This is a genomic window from Rhodococcus sp. P4_C10, assembly GCF_056402135.1.
On the sequence record NZ_JBFUHZ010000005.1, the window covers coordinates 152,848 to 172,237 of the forward strand.

19 protein-coding genes and 1 pseudogene are annotated in these 19,390 nt (G+C 70.9%); 12 read left to right on the forward strand and 8 right to left on the reverse strand.

Annotation, left to right across the window (positions count from 1 at the left end; translation table 11 throughout):
• Nucleotides 1–37: 37 nt before the first annotated feature.
• On the forward strand, nt 38–490 hold the full coding sequence (locus tag AC1DWC_RS04325) for a universal stress protein (protein ID WP_072845600.1): 453 nt from the start codon (nt 38–40) through the stop codon (nt 488–490).
• Between the two features lie 2 nt (nt 491–492).
• Here the strand turns inward: AC1DWC_RS04325 and AC1DWC_RS04330 are convergent, their stop codons facing one another.
• The 3 genes from AC1DWC_RS04330 to AC1DWC_RS04340 form a co-directional block, all read right to left on the reverse strand.
• Nucleotides 493–2,664 (reverse strand): HelD family protein, encoded by a 2,172-nt coding sequence (locus AC1DWC_RS04330; RefSeq protein WP_477906351.1) that lies wholly within the window; start codon nt 2,662–2,664, stop codon nt 493–495.
• Between the two features lie 176 nt (nt 2,665–2,840).
• A complete protein-coding gene (locus tag AC1DWC_RS04335) occupies nt 2,841–3,611 on the reverse strand; it encodes an SDR family NAD(P)-dependent oxidoreductase (RefSeq protein ID WP_477906322.1) in 771 nt (256 codons plus the stop codon).
• Nucleotides 3,612–3,621: 10 nt separating this feature from the next.
• Nucleotides 3,622–4,425, reverse strand: coding sequence for an enoyl-CoA hydratase/isomerase family protein (locus AC1DWC_RS04340; RefSeq protein ID WP_477906323.1), 804 nt, complete (start codon nt 4,423–4,425; stop codon nt 3,622–3,624).
• Nucleotides 4,426–4,493: 68 nt separating this feature from the next.
• Here AC1DWC_RS04340 and AC1DWC_RS04345 point away from each other — a divergent pair, with 68 nt between their 5' ends.
• Both AC1DWC_RS04345 and AC1DWC_RS04350 read left to right on the forward strand, forming a co-directional pair.
• Nucleotides 4,494–5,096, forward strand: coding sequence for a TetR/AcrR family transcriptional regulator (locus tag AC1DWC_RS04345; protein WP_477906324.1), 603 nt, complete (start codon nt 4,494–4,496; stop codon nt 5,094–5,096).
• A 141-nt stretch (nt 5,097–5,237) separates the two neighbouring features.
• Entirely contained in the window at nt 5,238–5,570 is a 333-nt protein-coding gene (locus tag AC1DWC_RS04350; protein WP_477906325.1) for a hypothetical protein, read from the forward strand.
• A 191-nt stretch (nt 5,571–5,761) separates the two neighbouring features.
• On the opposite strand, the gene AC1DWC_RS04355 is transcribed toward AC1DWC_RS04350, so the two are convergent.
• Nucleotides 5,762–6,451: an MBL fold metallo-hydrolase gene (locus AC1DWC_RS04355; RefSeq protein ID WP_072845591.1), complete on the reverse strand. Its 690-nt coding sequence runs from the start codon at nt 6,449–6,451 to the stop codon at nt 5,762–5,764.
• Nucleotides 6,452–6,587: 136 nt separating this feature from the next.
• On the opposite strand from AC1DWC_RS04355, the gene uvrA reads away from it, so the two are divergent.
• Nucleotides 6,588–9,524: an excinuclease ABC subunit UvrA gene (gene uvrA, locus AC1DWC_RS04360; RefSeq protein ID WP_477906326.1), complete on the forward strand. Its 2,937-nt coding sequence runs from the start codon at nt 6,588–6,590 to the stop codon at nt 9,522–9,524.
• Between the two features lie 403 nt (nt 9,525–9,927).
• Here the strand turns inward: uvrA and AC1DWC_RS04365 are convergent, their stop codons facing one another.
• The 3 genes and pseudogenes from AC1DWC_RS04365 to AC1DWC_RS04375 form a co-directional block, all read right to left on the reverse strand.
• Complete coding sequence (locus AC1DWC_RS04365) at nt 9,928–10,641, reverse strand: alpha/beta fold hydrolase (RefSeq protein ID WP_477906327.1); 714 nt, start codon at nt 10,639–10,641, stop codon at nt 9,928–9,930.
• 58 nt (nt 10,642–10,699) lie between these two features.
• Nucleotides 10,700–11,119, reverse strand: coding sequence for a DUF1801 domain-containing protein (locus tag AC1DWC_RS04370; protein ID WP_477906328.1), 420 nt, complete (start codon nt 11,117–11,119; stop codon nt 10,700–10,702).
• A 59-nt stretch (nt 11,120–11,178) separates the two neighbouring features.
• A pseudogene (locus AC1DWC_RS04375) lies at nt 11,179–11,442 on the reverse strand (recombinase RecA); the annotation flags it as partial.
• Nucleotides 11,443–11,780: 338 nt separating this feature from the next.
• On the opposite strand from AC1DWC_RS04375, the gene infC reads away from it, so the two are divergent.
• The 7 genes from infC (at nt 11,781) to AC1DWC_RS04410 (ending at nt 18,150) form a co-directional block, all read left to right on the forward strand.
• Complete coding sequence (infC, locus tag AC1DWC_RS04380) at nt 11,781–12,455, forward strand: translation initiation factor IF-3 (protein ID WP_477843587.1); 675 nt, start codon at nt 11,781–11,783, stop codon at nt 12,453–12,455.
• Between the two features lie 65 nt (nt 12,456–12,520).
• Nucleotides 12,521–12,715: a 50S ribosomal protein L35 gene (gene rpmI / locus AC1DWC_RS04385; protein ID WP_072845585.1), complete on the forward strand. Its 195-nt coding sequence runs from the start codon at nt 12,521–12,523 to the stop codon at nt 12,713–12,715.
• Nucleotides 12,716–12,782: 67 nt separating this feature from the next.
• Nucleotides 12,783–13,172 (forward strand): 50S ribosomal protein L20, encoded by a 390-nt coding sequence (gene rplT / locus AC1DWC_RS04390; protein WP_477906329.1) that lies wholly within the window; start codon nt 12,783–12,785, stop codon nt 13,170–13,172.
• A gap of 23 nt (nt 13,173–13,195) precedes the next feature.
• Nucleotides 13,196–14,008 carry a TrmH family RNA methyltransferase gene (locus AC1DWC_RS04395; protein WP_477906330.1) on the forward strand — a complete coding sequence of 271 codons (813 nt, stop codon included), beginning with the start codon at nt 13,196–13,198 and terminating at the stop codon, nt 14,006–14,008.
• A 51-nt stretch (nt 14,009–14,059) separates the two neighbouring features.
• Nucleotides 14,060–15,130, forward strand: a complete 1,071-nt coding sequence (gene pheS, locus AC1DWC_RS04400; RefSeq protein ID WP_477906331.1) for a phenylalanine--tRNA ligase subunit alpha — start codon at nt 14,060–14,062, stop codon at nt 15,128–15,130.
• 28 nt (nt 15,131–15,158) lie between these two features.
• A complete protein-coding gene (gene pheT / locus AC1DWC_RS04405) occupies nt 15,159–17,645 on the forward strand; it encodes a phenylalanine--tRNA ligase subunit beta (RefSeq protein ID WP_477906332.1) in 2,487 nt (828 codons plus the stop codon).
• Between the two features lie 109 nt (nt 17,646–17,754).
• A complete protein-coding gene (locus tag AC1DWC_RS04410) occupies nt 17,755–18,150 on the forward strand; it encodes a PspA/IM30 family protein (RefSeq protein WP_477906333.1) in 396 nt (131 codons plus the stop codon).
• A gap of 3 nt (nt 18,151–18,153) precedes the next feature.
• On the opposite strand, the gene AC1DWC_RS04415 is transcribed toward AC1DWC_RS04410, so the two are convergent.
• The gene (locus AC1DWC_RS04415; protein WP_477843570.1) at nt 18,154–19,047 is read right to left on the reverse strand and encodes a CHRD domain-containing protein; all 894 of its coding nucleotides are present in this window, start codon (nt 19,045–19,047) and stop codon (nt 18,154–18,156) included.
• A gap of 157 nt (nt 19,048–19,204) precedes the next feature.
• Here AC1DWC_RS04415 and AC1DWC_RS04420 point away from each other — a divergent pair, with 157 nt between their 5' ends.
• Complete coding sequence (locus AC1DWC_RS04420) at nt 19,205–19,372, forward strand: hypothetical protein (RefSeq protein ID WP_169888377.1); 168 nt, start codon at nt 19,205–19,207, stop codon at nt 19,370–19,372.
• The last annotated feature ends 18 nt before the right edge of the window (nt 19,373–19,390 follow it).

Below are 19,390 nucleotides of genomic sequence, written 5' to 3' on the forward strand. Positions count from 1 at the left end.
CCCGCACTGACGACCCACCTGCACTCTGGAGGAAGCAATGACCGCCTACCGCACCATCGTCGTCGGAACCGATGGCTCGGACTCGTCCTTGAAGGCAGTCGAGAAGGCCGCGGCACTGGCCACCGACGCCGGGGCGAAGCTGGTCCTCGCCTGCGCCTACTACCCGACCGACCCGAAGGACATCGAGGCGGCGGCCGACACCCTTCGCGAGGACGCATACCAGATCACCGGCTCCGCGCCGACGTACGACATCCTGCGGACCGCGCGTGAGCGCGCGCAGGCCGTGGGCGCCAAGGACATCGAGGAGCGGGCGATCGTCGGGGCACCCGTCGACTCGCTGCTCACCCTGATCGCCGAGGTCTCGGCCGACCTGCTGGTGATCGGCAACCGCGGACTGAACACGCTCACCGGCCGACTGCTCGGCTCGGTGCCCTCCGACGCCGCCCGCAAGTCCACCACCGACGTACTGATCGTTCACACCGTCCGCTGACCTCACCCACTGTCCCGGCCCGGTGCCACACCGGGCCACAGGTCGTTGAGTCCCCGCGGTGACTCGTCGAGGATCCGCTGCGGCTCGACGATCAGGACCGAGTCGAACTCGAGCCCCTTCACCTCCCGGACGGCCAGCACGCTCACCGAATCCGATGCCAGGTCCGTGAACTCGCCGACCGACTCCTCGGCCGCGATCACCACGGTGAGCCCGGGCCCGGTGTGGGATGCCACCCGCCGACGGACCTCGTCGGCCACCGACGCCGCCGGAACCCGGTGTGCCCAGGGCACGTTCCCGCTCTCGCGCACCGACCGGGGCGCCGTCTGGGTCGGGTCGATCGCCGCGAGCACGTCCTGCGCCACGGCCATGATCTCCGCGGGGGTGCGGTAGTTGACGGTCAGCTCGGTCAGCTTCCAGCGCCGGGCCACGTACGGCTCGAGCACCGTCTGCCAGGACGAGCTGCCGGCCGGGTCGCCGGTCTGGGCGGTGTCCCCGACCAGGGTCATCCACCGATTCGGGATGCGGCGCATCAGCATTCGCCAGGCCATCGCCGAGAGCTCCTGGGCCTCGTCGACGATGACGTGCCCGTAGGTCCAGGTGCGGTCGGCCGCCGCCCGCTCCGCGGCGGTGAGCCGGTGGCCCAGATCCTGGCGTTGGGCAAGCTGATCCGCGTCGATCAGGTCGTACGCCATCAGGATCTCGGGGTCGAGTTCGTCCTCGAGGTCCTGCGGCGCGGAGCCGGTGAGGATGTCGAGCGCACCCTGCGCGTCCGCGATCTGCGCTCGCCACTCGCGTTGTGCGCGGTCACGTTCCGCGGCGTCGTCCACGCCCAGCAGTTCGGCCAGCTCGTCGAGCAGGGGTGCGTCGGCCGCGCTGAACCCGGTCATCCTGGTGCGGTGCAGGAGGGCGCGCTGGCGCTCGGTCAGGTCGCGGGCCGCGGTGTCCAGCCGGGACCGCGAGGTCAGCAGGTCGGCGAGGACCCGCTGCGGCGTCAGCTGCGGCCACAGCGCGTCGATCGCGTCCATCAGGTCCGGGTCCTCGCGCATCTCGTCGCGGATGTCGGCGACGTCGTCGCGGCTGAGCAGATTCGCGCCGCCGAGGACGTTCGACCCGAGGCGTGCGGCGAACTGGTCGGCGAGGGACTCGATCACCGCGGAGACGAAGATCGGCCGGGCCAGGTTGTGCGGCCGGCGGGAGGACCGCGCGCGGCCGCGGGCCCGGGTGACGGTCTTGCGGTCGAGGGTGATCGGGTAGGTGTCGAAGGTGATGGTGACCGGTTCCGGCGGGGTCAGCTGCCGGTCGCGCACTGCCTGCTTGAGCACCTCCACCATCTCGAGCGAGCCCTTCACCTCGCCGCACTCGAGCGAGTCGTGCACGGTGGCAATGACTCCGGGGTACAGGTCGCCGATGGTGGAGAGCAGCACCCCGGTCTCGCCGAGCGACGGCAGCACCTGGCCGATGTAGTCGAGGAACGTCGCGTTGGGGCCGACGATCAGCACGCCGCTCTTCGCCAGCTGCTGCCGGTAGGTGTAGAGCAGGTACGCGGCGCGGTGCAGCGCGACGGCCGTCTTGCCCGTGCCCGGTCCGCCCTGCACCACCATCACCGACTTGTGGCTGGACCGGATGATGGCGTCCTGCTCGGACTGGATGGTCTCGACGATGTCGTTCATGTGTCCGGTCCGGGCCGCGTTGAGCGCGGTGAGCAGGGCGCTCTCGCCGGCGACGCCGTCGGTGCCGTCCACCACGCCGGCGCGCTTTGCGGCGGCGAGGTCGAGGTACTCGTCGCCCAGGCCGGTGACCCGGCGGCTGCGGGTACGGATGTGGCGGCGTCGCGTCACGCCCTCCGGTTGCGCCGGGGTGGCCAGGTAGAACGGACGGGCCAGCGGTGCGCGCCAGTCGAGCAGCAGCGTCTCGTAGTCGTTGGCCTCGTCGAGGATGCCGACCCGGCCGATGTACCGCAGCGCGTCTCCGTCCGCGGCCTCGCCGTCCAGGTCGATGCGGCCGAAGCAGAGACCGTTCTCGGCGGCGTCGTACTTGGCGATGTCTTCGGTGTACATCTGGCTGAACGACTCGCGCTCGCTGCGTGCCTGCGGGGTGCCGCCGGTCTGCAACAGAACCTTCGACAGCCGGGTCGCGGCGTACGAGCGCAGGCCGTCTAGCCGGTCGTACAGCATCGACACGTACTCCTGCTCACGGTCCAGGTCGCCGTGTTGCAGTGCCTTGTCGGGCAAGTGATCTCCTCGGCCGGAATGGGTCCAAATGGGCCAAGCGAGTCTAGTGGCTGGGTGCGGCGGGTGCAGAAGCGCCAGGTCAGCGGGACGGGGCCGCGTCGGTCGGGACGGCGCCCAGATCAGTAGGCGACCAGTCCGCCGTCGGCGACGATCACCTGCCCGGTGATGTAACTGCCGGCGTCCGAGGTGAGCAGCAGCGCGGGCCCGACCATCTCGTCGGGGTGGGCGATCCGCCTCTGCAGCGGCATCTGCGCCATCGCGTCGACCACCTCGGGTGGGTTGTTCCGGACCATGTCGGTGTCGACCGAGCCGGGGGCGAGCGCGTTCACCCGGATGCCGCGCGGGGCGAATTCGGCGGCCATGGATCGGGTGTACGACATCAGCGCGGCCTTGCCCGCCGCGTACATCGCCACCTGGGGCGAGAACATGAAGGCGCCGACGGAGACCACGTTGAGCACCGCGGCGTGCGGGCTCTTGTCGAGGTGCGGCAGGGCGGCCTGGGTGAGGAACACCGGGCCACGCAGGTTGACGTCGTAGGACTTGGCCCAGGCCTCGGGGGTGAACGAGCCGAGCGGTTGGGTCAGCGGGTTGGCGGCGGCGTTGACCAGGATGTCGATGCCGCCGAACTCGCCGACGGTCCGGTCCACCAGGGTGGTGAGGTCGCCGAGGTCGCCGGTGTGGGTGGGCACGCCGACGGCGTTTCCGCCCATCGACCTCAGGTGTGCTTCGGCGGACCGGCAGGCCTCGGCCTTGCGGCTCGCGACCACCACGTCGGCGCCGGCGGCGGCGAAGCCCTCGGCGATCGCCAGCCCGATGCCGCGGGTGCCGCCGGTGACGACGGCGGTCCGGCCGCGCAGGTCGAACAGTGCGGTGAGCTTGGTGCGGTTCACGCGGATCTCCTCAGTTGGCCCAGTTGGGCGTGCGGCGTTCGACGAAAGCGGCGGTGGCCTCGGCGAATTCGCCGCCGGTGCCGGCGAGGATCTGGGTGCGGTTCTCGAGGGCGACGGCGGCGTCGACGGTTGCCGCGGTCGCGTTGGCGATGAGGACCTGTTTCGTCATGGCCAGGGCGAACGGACTGTGGGCACACAGCGTCTCGGCGAGTTCGGTTGCGGCGCGGAGCAGCTCGGCGTCCGGCACCAGACAGGTCACCAGGCCGATCCGTTCGGCCTCGGCGGCGTCGAACTCCCGGGCTGTGGTGATCAGTTCGGTCGCGCGGCCCGTGCCGATCAGCCGGGGGAGGGTGTAGCTGATCCCGATGTCGCAGCCGGAGATGCCGATCCGGATGAACTGCACGCCGAACCGGGCCGAGTGCGAGGCGATCCGGAGGTCGCAGGCGGCGGCCAGGGCGAGCCCGCCGCCGAAGGCCGGGCCGTTGACGGCGGCGATCACCGTCTGCGGGAGCCGCTGGATCCGCGGGACCAGCGAGGCGATGTACTCCTGGGTGCGCATCGCGGCGGCGGGACCGGACAGGCCCGCCGCGGTGGGCGCGACGTGGGTGTCGTCCTTGAGGTCCAGGCCGGAACAGAAGCCGCGGCCGGCCCCGGTGAGCACCACGACCCGGCAGGCGTTGTCGCGCTCGAGCGCGTCGAGCGCGGCGTGCAACTCCTCGACGAGGGCGAAGCTCAGTGCGTTGAGCCGCTCGGGCCGGTTGAGCGTGAGCACCGCGACGGCGGGCGAGTGGTGTCTGAGTTCGATCAGCGACATTCAATATCCATACACTCTGTAAGGTATGTGTGTCCGGCTAATGAGAGATCCGACGGCGAGGAGATGCGGTGGCCACCGGCGACGACGACAGTGGCACGGGCCGCGGGCGGCCGCGGGACCCGGGTCGGCATCGGGCGGTGCTGGCGGCGACCGTCGAGTTGCTGGTCGAACTCGGCTACGACGGAGTCACTTTCAGTGTGGTGGCGCGCAGGGCGGGGGTGGGGCGCCCGCTGCTCTACCAGTGGTGGGGATCGAAGGCGGCGCTGGTGCAGGAGGCGCTCTTCCGGCGCGCGCCGCGCGCCGCGACCCGGGTGCCGGCGGGCGCGGGGTTCGCCGAGACGCTGACCGCCCTGGTTCGGGACATGGTGGAGCTGCAGTCGCGGCCGGAGTACCGGCGCGGCCTGCCCGGCCTGATCGCGGACATGGTGGCCGAGCCGGAACTGCAGGAGCGTGCCGAGCGTCGGTTCATCGCACCGGTACGCGCCCACTACGGCGAGGTGTTCGCGCGGGCGATCGCCGACGGCGAGGTGCGGCCCGACGCGGACGGGGCCGCGGTGATGGACACCCTGCGCGGCGCGGTCATGATGCACACCCTGACCCGCCCGCCAGGCCAGGAGGAACAGCTGGTGCAGTACCTGGTGGGCCTGGTGCTCCGCGGCGTGCAACGGTGACCGGACCGTGGGCACAATGAGTGGCGCCGGCGCTGGGCGGGCGCGAACTCCCTCGTCGCAGCCTTCAAGTCGATCGACGACACCCGGGTGTGCATCGAAGCGGAGACGGGCGCCGCGCCCGAACCGAGCGAATGGGCGCGGATGAGGAACATCCAGCGTGAGTACGACCGCGAACTGCGGCGGACCGCAAAGGGGCGCAAGGGAACTCGGTCCAGAGCGTCGGCGGTCGCGGTGGCGGCCGCCGCCGAGCGGGTCCGTCGGCGTGCCCATGCGCGTACCCGCAAGGTGCTCGAGCACTCGGGGTCGGCGCGCGGTCACGCAGCCGACGCGGAAACGCTGTTGGAGTCGGGCGGCAACATCCCGGCGGTGCTGGCCGCATTGGCCCGTGCGCGGGAGGCCCACCAGGCCGCGGTGCGCGTCATCGAGGTGAACGAGGAGGCTCTGGTGCGGCAGGCCGGGAGACGGAAGTCCTGATGGTCATCAGCCGCGCTCGGCGACGCGGGCGTGAGGACTGGCTCGCTCGGGGCAGGCATAAGTTCATGCCTTTGCCCCGAGCGGGCCTGGCGACGGTGGCCGTCCCTGGCGCGGGGTCGCAGCCGGCGCTGGACGTCGGGCGGCGCTCACCGCGACAGCAGGCCGGATCTGTCGTCACTCCTCGCGAGAAGTCACCAGCCGCGCTCCTGCCACTCCGCGAGGAACGGCCGCTCGGCGCCGAGCGTGGTGTCCTTGCCGTGACCCGGGTAGACCGCGGTGTCGTCGGGGAAGCGTTCGAACAGCTTGGTGGTCACGTCGCGCAGCAGGGACGCGAACTGCTCCGGGTCGGCGGTCTTGCCGACGCCGCCCGGGAACAGGGAGTCGCCGGTGAACAGGTGCACCTGCCCGGACGCGGGGTCGGTCAGCGCGAGCGCGATGGAGCCCGGGGTGTGGCCGGCCAGGTGGATGACCTCCAGTGTGAGCCGGCCCACCTCGACGAGGTCGCCGTCGGTGACCGTGCGGTCCGGGGTGACCGGCAGCTTCTCGGCGTCGAGCGGGTGTGCGAGCGTCGGCACACCGGTGAGCTTGACCACGTCCGCGAGTGCCAGCCAGTGATCGGGGTGCTGGTGGGTGGTGACGATCGACGCCAACGTCGGAGCGCCGGCCTCCAGCAGCAGCGCCAGTCGGTCGGCCTCGTTCGCCGCGTCGATGAGCAGGGACTTGCCCGTCTCGGAACACACCACCAGGTAGGAGTTGTTGTCCATCGGGCCGACCGAGATCTTGGTGATCGTGGCGCCGGCAATGGTGCGGCGTTGCGGGGCGGACCCCTGCTTCAGCTCGCCGGTGTAGTGGTCGTCGATTGTCATCTGCTGCCCGTCCATTACTGGGACGCTACCGTCGAATGGGGGCTCGTGACGGGTTGGACGCAGTCGTGTCCACCGAACGTGTCGGAGCCCCGACATACCATGTGCTGCGTCCGGGGACGTTTCCCCGAGAACAGCCGAGAAGGGACAATCAGTGGCGGACCGCCTGATCGTGCGCGGAGCGCGTGAGCACAACCTGCGGGGCATCGACATCGATCTGCCGCGGGACAGCCTCATCGTCTTCACCGGGTTGTCCGGTTCAGGAAAGTCCTCGCTCGCGTTCGACACCATCTTCGCCGAGGGCCAGCGCCGCTACGTCGAGTCCCTCTCGGCCTACGCGCGCCAGTTCCTCGGCCAGATGGACAAGCCCGACGTCGACTTCATCGAGGGACTCTCGCCCGCGGTGTCCATCGACCAGAAGTCGACCAACCGCAATCCGCGCTCGACCGTCGGCACCATCACCGAGGTGTACGACTACCTGCGTCTGCTCTACGCCCGCGCCGGCACGCCGCACTGCCCGGTCTGCGGGGAGCAGATCGCGAAGCAGAGCCCGCAGCAGATCGTCGACCAGGTCCTCGCGATGGAGGAGGGCACCCGTTTCCAGGTGCTCGCGCCCGTGGTGCGCACCCGCAAGGGCGAGTTCGTCGACCTGTTCGAGCAGCTCAACTCCCAGGGCTACGCCCGGGTGCGGGTGGACGGGGTGGTCCACCAGCTCACCGACCCCCCGACGCTGAAGAAGCAGGAGAAGCACGACATCGAGGTCGTGATCGACCGGCTGACGGTGAAGGCGAGTTCGAAGCAGCGCCTCACCGACTCGGTGGAGACCGCGCTGCGGCTCGCCGACGGCATCGTGGTCCTCGACTTCGTCGACCGGGAGGAGTCCGCGGCCGACCGGGAACGCCGCTTCTCCGAGTCGCTGGCCTGCCCCAACGGGCACGCCCTGTCCATCGACGACCTCGAGCCGCGGGCGTTCTCGTTCAACTCGCCGTACGGCGCCTGCCCGGAGTGCACCGGACTCGGGATCCGCAAGGAGGTCGACCCCGACCTGGTGGTGCCGGACCCGGAGCTGAGCCTCGCGGACGGCGCCATCGCCCCCTGGTCGATGGGGCAGACCGCCGAGTACTTCGGCCGCCTCCTCTCCGGCCTCGCCGACATCATGGGCTTCGACATGGCGACGCCCTGGCAGAAGCTGCCGGCCAAGGTGCGCAAGGCGGTGCTCGAGGGCAGCGCCGACCAGGTCCACGTCAAGTACAAGAACCGGTACGGGCGCACCCGCTCCTACTACGCCGAGTTCGAGGGCGTCATGCCGTTCCTGCACCGTCGGCTCGAGCAGACCGAGTCGGAGCAGATGAAGGAACGCTACGACGGGTACATGCGCGACGTGCCCTGCCCGGCCTGCAACGGCGCCCGCCTGCGCCCCGAGATCCTCTCGGTGACGATCTCGGCCGGCACGCACGGCAAGAAGTCGATCGCCGAGGTGGCAGAGCTGTCCATCGCGGACTGCGCCCGGTTCCTGAACAGCCTGACCCTCGGCAGCCGCGAGGAGGCGATCGCGGGTCAGGTGCTCAAGGAGGTGCAGGCCCGGCTCGGCTTCCTGCTCGACGTCGGCCTCGAGTACCTCTCGCTCTCCCGGGCGGCCGGCACGCTCTCCGGCGGCGAGGCGCAGCGGATCCGGCTGGCCACCCAGATCGGGTCCGGCCTCGTCGGCGTCCTGTACGTGCTCGACGAGCCGTCCATCGGGCTGCACCAGCGCGACAACCGGCGGCTCATCGAGACGCTGACCCGGCTGCGCGACCTGGGCAACACCCTCATCGTCGTCGAGCACGACGAGGACACCATCCGTACCTCCGACTGGGTGGTGGACATCGGTCCGCTCGCCGGTGAGCACGGCGGCAGGGTGGTCCACAGCGGCCCCTACCAGGAACTGCTCACCTGCGAGGAGTCCCTGACGGGGGCCTACCTGTCCGGCCGCGCGTCGATTCCCGTCCCGGCGGTTCGCCGGACGGTGGACAAGAAGCGCCAGGTCACCGTGGTCGGGGCCAAGGAGAACAACCTCGCCGGCATCGACGTGAGCTTCCCGCTGGGGGTGCTCACCTCGGTCACCGGTGTGTCCGGTTCCGGCAAGTCCACGCTGGTCAACGACATCCTCGCGACGGTGATGGCGAACAAGCTGAACGGGGCGCGTCAGGTGCCCGGCCGGCACACCCGGATCAACGGGCTCGACCAGCTCGACAAGCTGGTGCAGGTGGACCAGTCGCCGATCGGTCGCACGCCGCGGTCCAACGCCGCCACGTACACCGGCGTGTTCGACAAGATCCGCACCCTGTTCGCGGCGACGACCGAGGCCAAGGTGCGCGGCTACCAGCCGGGACGGTTCTCGTTCAACGTCAAGGGCGGCCGGTGCGAGGCCTGCTCCGGCGACGGCACCCTCAAGATCGAGATGAACTTCCTGCCCGACGTGTACGTCCCGTGCGAGGTGTGCCACGGCGCCCGGTACAACCGGGAGACCCTCGAGGTGCACTACAAGGGCAAGACCATCGCCGAGGTGCTGGACATGTCGATCGAGGAGGCCGCCGGCTTCTTCGAGGCGATCACCTCCATCCACCGCTACCTCAAGACCCTGGTCGAGGTGGGCCTCGGCTACGTGCGGCTGGGCCAGCCGGCGCCGACGCTGTCCGGCGGCGAGGCGCAGCGCGTCAAGCTGGCGGCGGAGCTGCAGAAGCGGTCGACGGGCCGGACGGTCTACGTGCTCGACGAGCCGACGACGGGTCTGCACTTCGAGGACATCCGCAAGCTGCTCGGTGTGGTCAACGGGCTGGTGGACAAGGGCAACACGGTGATCGTGATCGAGCACAACCTCGACGTCATCAAGACCTCGGACTGGATCGTCGACATGGGCCCGGAGGGCGGGTCCGGCGGCGGCACCGTCGTCGCGGAGGGCACGCCGGAGGTGATTGCGGCGGCGCCGGAGAGCTACACCGGTCGGTTCCTGCGTGAGGTGCTGGCACAGTCAGTCGCCGAACCGAAGGCGGTCGTCGGTGGGACGGCCAAGCGCAAGCGGGCGCCTCGTAAGGCCGCCGCTGCCGTCTGACGTGAGGCGGGTGTGCCGGGTGGTGGCATCCGGACAGGCCCGACGGCCGCACGCTGCGACGGCAGCGCAAAGGAGGGCCGGGGGGGGGGGGGGGCCCCGGCCGGCTGTCGATGTCGCCGGGTGCAGGCATGTGAATCTCCTTGTGTCGAGTGTTCTGGCAAACCGGGGCCGCGGGCGGCCCCGGCAGGATGTTGATCCCCCGATTGCAGTGCGACCCCCGCCGAGACCGCCCGCCCTTGCTGCATCGCAGGTGGCCGGATCCGGTGTGTTGCCAATCACTGCAGTCGGGACCTTTGTACACGAGCGCGCGAGTCGAGCGTCCGGGAATCACGAATTGATCTCGAGCCCGCGACAGTGATGTGCCTCACATGACTGCGGGCGGCGGTGTTTCCGGTGCGGCGGCTCAGCGAGCAGCCGCGGAATGGATCGCGGCAGCGAGTTCGACGGGGCGCGACCACATCGGCCAGTGGCCGGTCGGCAGGTCGACGTAGTCGGCGGGTAGCTTCGTCAGCTCGGCGGCCATCGGATGACCCGACGCCGCCAACTGCGCGACCGCCTCGGCCGGGAAGCTGCTGCTGATCACCGTGGTGGGAATCCGCAGCCGTGCCGGGTCCGTCAACTGCATGCGATCGCGGGCGGGGCCGGCCGGTTGCGGCACCGCGCGCCGGCGGAACCGGGCCAGCGCGTCGTCGTCGAGGCCCTCGAGGCTGTTGCCCTCGGCCTCGAGGCCCGCCCAGTCGGGGAGCGGGATCTCCATCGTCGATCGGGGGAGGTCGCCGAGCAGCGCATGTCCGTCGGCGACCGGCCCGCTGTCGACGTAGACGACCCGGGCGAACAGGCCCGGGTCCAGGTCGGTGGCGGCGTACGCCGCAGCACAGGCACCGCTGTGCGCCACCAGGACGGTGGCGTGTTCGTCGGCGGTGGTGTGGGCGGCCGCGACGATCGCCCGGGCGTGGTCGGCGAGGCTGATCGACGAGCGGTCGGTGTCGGGGGAGTCGAGTCCGGGCAGCGTCAGCGCGGTGCAGTCGTCGCCGAGGCGGGTCAGTTCGGCGGCGACGTCGTCCCACGCCCAGGCGCCGAGCCAGAATCCGGGAACCAGGAGAATGTGTACAGGCACGTCTCCAGCCTGCTTCAGGATTCCCGCCGACGCACCTCCAGGGCGGGGTTCGGCCGGTTCAGGGCTGCGACTCCAGCGCGCGGGCCGCGGCGACCGACGCCTCGATCAGCGCGCCGAGGACGGTCTCGTCGACGTCGGCGAGGCGCTTGACGTACAGGCAGCCCTTGCCGAGCTTGTGTTTGCCGAGTCGGTCGAACGTTGCGGCGAACTCGTCGTGGTCGAGCGACAGGTACAGGGTCAGCGCCGCGGCCCGGGGGGAGAACCCGATCAGTGCGGTGTCGCCCTCGTGTCCGCTCGCGTAGCGGTAGTGCCTGCTGCCGAAGCCGACGATGCTCGAGCCCCACAGCACCGGTGGTTCGCCGGTGGCGGCTCGCATCAGCTCGACCAGTCGTTCACTGTCCGCGCGCTTGGCCGGGTCGGTGAGCGCGCCGAGGAACTCGTCGACGCTGGCATCGGTCGGGCCGGTCTTGGTCGCCATCGGGTCAGTATGGCCGGACGCCGGGGCGTCGGCACCGTGGGGGGGGGGGGGGGGGGGGGCTGCAGGGCCTGCAGCCCCTCGCGGATCGGGCCGGCATGCGGGCCCAGGTACTCCACCGACGCGGTGACCAGGCCCGCGAGGGCGGTGATCACCCGGCGGGCCTCGTCCAGGTCGAGGTGGTCACTCTCGTCGGGGTTGGGGTCGCCGAGCCCGAGCTTCTCTGCGGCGGAACTCATCAACATCACTGCGGCGCGGCTGATGACCTCGACCGCCGGAACGTCGGCGAGCTCTCGAACGTCGTCCGTGTGGGCATCCTCTGTCATGCCTGCTAGACTTCCATACACGACCGCCCCCGACGATGTTGGGGGCAGCAAGTGGAGTCCGACTCCCACCGTTTCTCGGCGCATCAAAACCGCTGGTAGACGGTCCCGGTCGCCGGTTCTGGTGATGCACGGACGAGCAGTTGATGCTCCGAGGTCATCCGAGGGCCGGCTCCCTCTTTGTTGAGGGGATGTGTCGCGACGTGGTCGCGTCGACATCGTATCGGTCGGCATCGGACCCCGCATGGTGAATGTTCACCGTCGCGGGGTTCTTTTGTTGGGGAAACGGGCTACGGGCTGCCGGCGGTCAGGACGACCTGCCGCTCAACCTAGGAGGCCCCATCAGCACTGAGACCCGCATCAACGATCGCATCCGCGTACCCGAGGTCCGACTCGTCGGACCAGGCGGTGAGCAGGTCGGGATCGTGCGTGTTGAAGATGCACTCCGCTTGGCGCTCGAAGCCGATCTCGACCTCGTCGAGGTGGCGCCGGACGCCCGCCCGCCGGTGTGCAAGATCATGGACTACGGCAAGTTCAAGTACGAGAACGCGCAGAAGGCGCGCGAATCGCGCAAGAACCAGCAGCTGACCGTGATCAAGGAGCAGAAGCTCCGGCCGAAGATCGACGCCCACGACTACGAGACCAAGAAGCGCAACGTCGTTCGCTTCCTCGAGGCCGGGTCCAAGGTCAAGGTCACGATCATGTTCCGTGGACGTGAGCAGTCCCGCCCCGAGCTGGGATTCCGTCTGCTGCAGCGCCTGGGTGCGGATGTCGCCGATCTCGGCTTCGTCGAGACCTCTGCCAAGCAGGACGGCCGCAACATGACGATGGTCCTCGCCCCGCACAAGGGCGCGAAGACCCGCGTCAAGGCTCAGGAGAGCGCGCAGGCCCCCGCGGTCGTCGTCCCGAGGCCCGCCTCGGCGCCGGCCCCGGCTGCGCCGGCACCGGCACCTGCGCCTGCGGAGCCCACCCCGGCACCGACCGAGGGCTCTGCCCCGGAGACGCCGGCAAGCTAGCCGTCACCGGCCACCAGATCAGCACGACCGTACGCAGTATCGAAGAACACAGAACTGAGGACTCCATGCCCAAGATGAAGAGCCACAGCGGCACCTCGAAGCGATTCAAGGTGTCCGGCAGCGGGAAGATCCTGCGCCAGAAGGCCGGCCGTCGCCACCTGCTCGAGCACAAGGCCAGCAAGGTGACCCGTCGCCTCGACGGTGTTGCGGTTGTCGCCAAGGCGGACGTTCCCCGCATCAAGCGCCTGCTCGGCATCTGATCGTTGACCTGCACTATTTGACCAACCAGGGGCGCGCGTCGCGCCCCGAGATCGACAGGATTTCCCAGTGGCACGCGTAAAGAGGGCGGTCAACGCCCAGAAGAAGCGTCGTTCAATTCTCGAGGCCTCCAAGGGCTACCGTGGACAGCGCTCGCGCCTCTACACCAAGGCCAAGGAGCAGCAGCTCCACTCGCTCAGCTACGCGTACCGGGACCGCCGCGCGCGCAAGGGTGACTTCCGCAAGCTGTGGATCACGCGTATCAACGCTGCCGCCCGCGCGAACGACATGACCTACAACCGCTTCATCCAGGGCCTGGGCGCCGCGGGTGTCGAGGTCGACCGCAAGATCCTCGCCGAGCTGGCCGTCTCCGACGCCGAGGCGTTTGCCGGCCTGGTGGCCATCGCGAAGGCCGCACTGCCGGCCGACGTGAACGCCCCTGCCGGGGACGCAGCCTGAGCAAGTTGTTCCAGGAACGACCCGTGGACCCGTTCACCGAGCGGACGCCACGGGTCGTTTCTGCTGTCAAGCTGCTGCGCGGCGCCGAGCGCAGGAAGACCGGCCGGTTCCTCGCCGAGGGGTCCAACTCGGTGACCGAGGCGCTGGCCACCGGGCGGGTCCAGGAGCTGTTCGTCACCGAGGACGCGGCGAGCCGGTACGGCGACCTGTTGGCCGCCGCGGAGGCCGCGGGCGTCCGTACCTCGCCGATCACCGAGCGCGCGGCCCGCGCGCTCAGCGACACCGTCACGCCGCCCGGGCTCGTCGCGGTGTGCGGACTGCTCGACGTGCCGCTGGAAGTCGCGCTCGGGCCGAGTCCGCGGCTGCTGGCCGTGCCGGTGGCGGTGTCGGAGCCGGGCAACGCGGGCACCGTAATCCGGGTCGCGGACGCGGTCGGTGCGGACGCCGCGATCCTGGCCGGCGACAGCGTCGATCCGCACAACGGCAAGTGCGTGCGGTCGTCGGCGGGCAGCGTGTTCCACCTGCCGGTCGCCCGCGAGCGGGACGTGGACCTCGTGCTCGAACGGGTGGCCGCGGCCGGGGTGCAGATCCTGGCGACCGCCGCCGACGGCGAGGTGGACCTCGACGAGGCGGACGAGTTGTTGGCCCGCCCGACCGCGTGGCTGTTCGGCAACGAGGCGCACGGGCTCGACCCGGCGATCGCGGCCCGCGCGGACCACCGCGTCCGGATTCCCATCCGTGGCCGCGCCGAGAGCCTCAACCTGGCCACCGCCGCCGCCATCTGTCTGTACGCCAGCGCCCGGGTGCAGCACCGACCTGTCGGGCCCGCAACCTAGGATCGTTGCAACCCGCGACGCACTGACCATCGACGAGGAGATTCACAAGCCGTGGCAAAGAACGAGCCCGACAGTTCAGCGTCCATCGACGCCGACGCACTCACCGAGGCGGCGCTCGACGCGTCCGCCGCGCAGGCGGAGCAGGGGTTCGCCGCGGCCGCGGATCTCGATGCCCTGGCCAAGGCCAAGATCGAGTTCCTCGGCGACAAGGCGCCGCTCTCGCTGGTCCGGCGGGCGCTCGGTGCGCTGCCCGGCAAGGAGAAGGCCGAGGCGGGCAAGCGCGTCAACGCCGCCCGTACCCGGGCCACGGCCGCGTACGATGCGCGCCGCGAGGTGCTGCTGGCCGAGCGTGACGCCGCCGTCCTCGTCGCGGAGGCGATCGACGTGACGCTGCCGGCCGGCCGCCGGCCGGTGGGCGCCCGGCACCCGATCACGATCATCTCCGAGCAGGTCTCGGACGTGTTCGTCGCGATGGGCTGGGAGGTGGCGGAGGGTCCCGAGGTCGAGACCGAGCATTTCAACTTCGACGCGCTGAACTTCCTGCCGGACCACCCGGCCCGCACCATGCAGGACACCTTCCACGTCGCGCCCGAGGGCTCGCGTCAGGTGCTGCGGACCCACACCTCCCCGGTGCAGGTCCGCACGATGCTCTCGCGCGAGGTGCCGATCTACGTGGTGTGCCCGGGGCGGACCTTCCGGACCGACGAACTCGACGCCACGCACACCCCGGTCTTCTCCCAGGTGGAGGGCCTGGCCGTGGACAAGGGTCTGACCATGGCGCACCTGCGTGGCACCCTCGACGCCTTCGCGCGGGCCCTGTTCGGGCCCGAGACCCGGACCCGGATGCGGCCCAACTACTTCCCGTTCACCGAGCCGTCCGCCGAGGTGGACGTGTGGTTCCCCGGCAAGAAGGGCGGCGCCGGCTGGGTGGAGTGGGGCGGCTGCGGCATGGTCAACCCGAAGGTGCTGCGCGCCAGCGGAATCGACCCCGAGGAGTACTCGGGCTTCGCGTTCGGCATGGGCCTCGAGCGCACCCTGCAGTTCCGCAACGGCATCCCGGACATGCGCGACATCGTCGAGGGCGACGTGCGATTCACGCTGCCCTTCGGTGTCCAGGCCTGATCGACGAGAACGAGAGAGCTGAGTAGACGTGCGAGTAGCGCAATCGTGGCTGACCGAGATCCTGCAGCGGGCGACCCCCGGCTGGGAGGTGACGGCCGAGGAGTTGGACGCAGGCTTCGTCCGCGTCGGCCTCGAGGTCGAGGAGGTCGACGTCCTGCACAAGGTGCCCGGGCCGCTGGTGGTCGGCCGGGTCACCTCGATCACCGAACTCACCGAGTTCAAGAAGCCGATCCGGATGTGCCAGGTGGACGTCGGCGAGGCCGAGGACCGCGGAATCGTCTGCGGCGCCCGTAACTTCGCCGAGGGCGACCTGATCGTCGCGGCCCTGCCCGGCGCCGTGCTGCCCGGTGACTTCAAGATCGCCGCTCGCAAGACGTACGGCCAGGTTTCGGACGGCATGATCTGCTCGGTCGCCGAGCTGGGCATCGGCAAGGACCACTCCGGCATCCTGGTGCTCGAGCCCGGGACAGCGGAGCCCGGCACCGACGCCAACGAGCTGCTCGGCCTCGGTGACACGATCATCGAACTGAACATCACCCCGGACCGCGGCTACTGCTTCTCGCTGCGCGGGCTGACCCGCGAGCTGGCCTGCGGCTTCGACCTGGAGTTCGCGGACCCGGCGGTGCTGGCACCGCACGAGGCGTCGGGCGAGGCCTGGCCGCTGCGGGTGGAGCCGGAGTCCGGTTCGCCGCGCTTCGCGCTTCGCCGCGTCACCGGTGTGAACCCGTCGGCCGTCACCCCGTGGTGGATGCAGCGCCGACTGCTGCTCTCCGGTGTCCGGCCGATCTCCCCGGCCGTCGACGTCACCAACTACGTGATGCTCGAGCTGGGCCACCCGCTGCACGCCTTCGACGCCGCCAAGCTCGACGGCACGCTCGTGGTCCGCCGGGCCGAGGCGGACGAGAAGCTGACCACCCTCGACGGCGTGGAGCGGACGCTCGACGCGGAGGACGTGGTGATCTGCGACGACACCGGGGCGATCTCGCTGGCCGGTGTCATGGGCGGCGCCAGCACCGAGGTCGGCGCGGACACCACCGACGTGCTGCTCGAGGCCGCGATCTGGAGCCCGCTCGCGGTGTTCAAGACCTCCCGTCGGCACAAGCTGATCAGCGAGGCCAGCAAGCGCTACGAGCGTGTGGTGGACCCCGCGCTCTCGGCCGCCGCACTGGACCGGGCCGCCGGGCTGCTCGCCGAGATCGCGGGCGGCCAGGTCGAGCCGGTGCTCACCGACGTCGGCGCGGTGCCGGCGGCGGACGCCATCCGGATGGACATCGACCTGCCCGACCGGGTCGCGGGCGTCGCGTACCCGAACGGGACCGCCGCGCGCCGCCTCACCCAGGTCGGCTGCGGCGTGGACGTGGCCGTCAGCGACGCGGGCCACGGCCAGCTCGTAGTGAGCCCGCCCTCCTGGCGTCCGGACCTCACCGGCCCCGCGGACCTGGTCGAGGAGGTGCTGCGACTCGAGGGGCTCGAGCAGATCCCGTCGGTGCTGCCCGCGGCCCCGGCCGGCCGCGGACTGACCGCCGAGCAGCGTCGCCGCCGCGCGGTCGGCAAGGCGCTCGCCTTCGACGGCTACGCCGAGGTGCTGCCGACGGTGTTCCTGCCCACCGGGGTGTTCGACACCTGGGGTCTGGACGCCGACGACCCGCGCCGCAACACCAGCCGGGTGCTCAACCCGCTCGAGTCGGACCGCCCCGAGCTGGCCAGCACGCTGCTGCCGGGGCTGCTGGAGATATTGTCCCGCAACACTTCCCGTGGTCAGCGCGACCTCGCGCTGTTCGGCATCGCGCAGGTGGTTCAGCCCGGTCCGGACACCAAGCCGGTCGCGGTGCTGCCGGTGGACCGTCGGCCCACCGACGACCAGATCGCGGATCTGCTGCGGTCGCTGCCGGCGCAGCCTGTGCACGTGGGTGCGGTGCTGACCGGGCACCGCGACCCGAGCGGACCGTGGGGTCCGGGCCGCGTTGCGGACGCCACCGACGCTTTCGCGGCCGCGGAGACGATCGCGGCCACCGCCGGTGTGGTGCTCGAGCGGCGCGCCGCGCAGTACCTGCCGTGGCATCCGGGCCGGTGCGCCGAGCTGTTGGTCGACGGGGTGGTGGTCGGTCACGCCGGCGAGCTGCACCCGGCGGTGCTCGAGCGGGCCGGGCTGCCGGCGCGGACCTGCGCCGTGGAGCTGAACCTCACCGCGCTGCCGATCGTCGAGGCGCTGCCCGCGCCGCGGGTCTCGCCGTTCCCGGCGGTGCTGCAGGACGTGGCGGTGGTCGTCGAGACCTCGGTGCCCGCGGCCGCGGTGGAGTCGGCGCTGCGCGCCGGCGGCGGCGAGCTGCTCGAGGACGTCCGACTCTTCGACGTGTTCGAGGGCGAACAGGTCGGCGCGGGTCGCAAGTCGCTGGCGTTCGCGCTGCGGGTGCGGGCCACCGATCGCACCCTCACCGAGGACGAGGCCAGCGCGGTCCGCGACGCCGCGGTCGCCGCGGCCTCCGCCGCGGTGGGTGCCCAGCTGCGGGCCTGAGACGGACGGTCGGCGGGCGAGCACGGGGGAGCAGGAGACCTCGTGCTCGCCCGCCGATCTCTTTCGGCGGCATAGGGTTGGGGAACCCGCGGAAGAGGAGTGTGGCGTGATGAGCGAATCCCCGAAGGACCCCGCAGCGGAACTGCTGCCGGTGCTGGACGCGGAGGTCGTGCCCGACCCGCCGGCGGCGGAGACGCCCGCGCCGGCGGCTTCCGAGCCCGCGGCATCTGAGGCCGGGGCGTCCGAGGCTCCGCCGCCCGCAACCCCGCCCGCAACCCCGACCGCCGCCCCGATCGCGGTGCCCGCGTCCGACTACACCGACGCCGGGGTGCCGACCTTCGACGCCGTGCGCGAGAAGATCGAGTCGATCGCCGGCCGTGCGATGGGCGCGCGCGAGCTCGACGCGGACACCCCGGCGGGCCGCAGCCTCGACGAACAGTGGGAAGACCGGCAGAAGGCGGCCCGGAGCAAGCTGGACGAGATCCGCAAGTCGATGGACAGCTGACCCCTACCCGGCGACGTCGCCACACAGGATCGGCGCGAACAGCAGTGTGGGGGAGTTGTTTTCGAGGATCTGGCTCATCGGACCCAGGTGCACGTTGACGTACCAGCCGGTGTCCGGCGGGGGCGAGTCGACGTTGTCGACGGTGGTCGTCAGGGAGGCGTTGCCGGAGCCGTCGGCGGTCAGGTCCGGCAGTGGGTACATCACCGCGCCCTGGGCAAGGCAGGACCCGGAGTGGATGTGCACGGCGTGGCCGGTGTCCGGGGGCAGCCCGGTGGCCGTCACCTGGACGCGCAGGGTGCGGGCGGTCGCGTCGTACGCGAGGTCCGTCCTGCCGCTCGGGGTCTTCCCGTTCTTCGGCGGGACCTGGACCTGCATGGACACCGGGCCGGGGGCGGGCGTGCCGGCCGGCAGGTCGGCACAGGCGACCGGGGTGAAGCTGACGTCGGTGGGAGCGCCCAGCTGGGCGGCCGGCGCCAGGTGGATGTTGAGGTACGAGTCGGCGGGCAGTCCGTCCGGCACGGGCGCACTGACCACGGTCTGGTTGACGGCGCCGGCCGCGTCCGCGGCGATGTCGGGCAGGGGCACCGACGGCGGCTGACCCTGGTCGGCGCAGGTACCGGGGTGCAGGTGCATCGCGTGGCTGCTGTTCGGCGTGAACCCGTACATGTCGATCTGAGCGGTGACGAGTTGCGTCGCCGGGTCCCAGCTGAGCATGGCGGTGCCGACCGGCATCGGAGCGAGCGAGACCGGCGCAAGTTGGGGAGTCTGCGCGCCGGGACTCCCGGACGCCGCACTCGGGGGCGAGGACGAGGTGGACTCGGAGCTCGGCGAGCTGGTGCAGCCGGCGAGAACCAGCACACCGATCGAGGCCAGGCAGACTGCAGCACCACGAAGCATCGACGACCCCCAGAGCTGGGCGGGAAGAGCTGGCTCTCGATCGACGCTAGGCCCGCGATTCGGGCCGTGTCAACGCCACCGGGACGCGGTGAACACCGCGCTGCGCCGTCGCGCGGGGCGTAGCGTGAGCCCTCAGTCCACTCCGAGAGGTGCTGTGATGGAAATACTTGTCGCGTTCGCTTACGCCGTCGTGGTCGTCACGATCGCGGTGGTGCTGATCGGCGTCACGATGCTCTTCATCGTGTCGATCAACGAGAACTTCGGGCAGCGCAAGCCGAAGGATTCCTTCGCCGACCTCGATCGCCGGTCCGGCCGGTCCGGCTGACGGGGGAGCCCGCCGGCC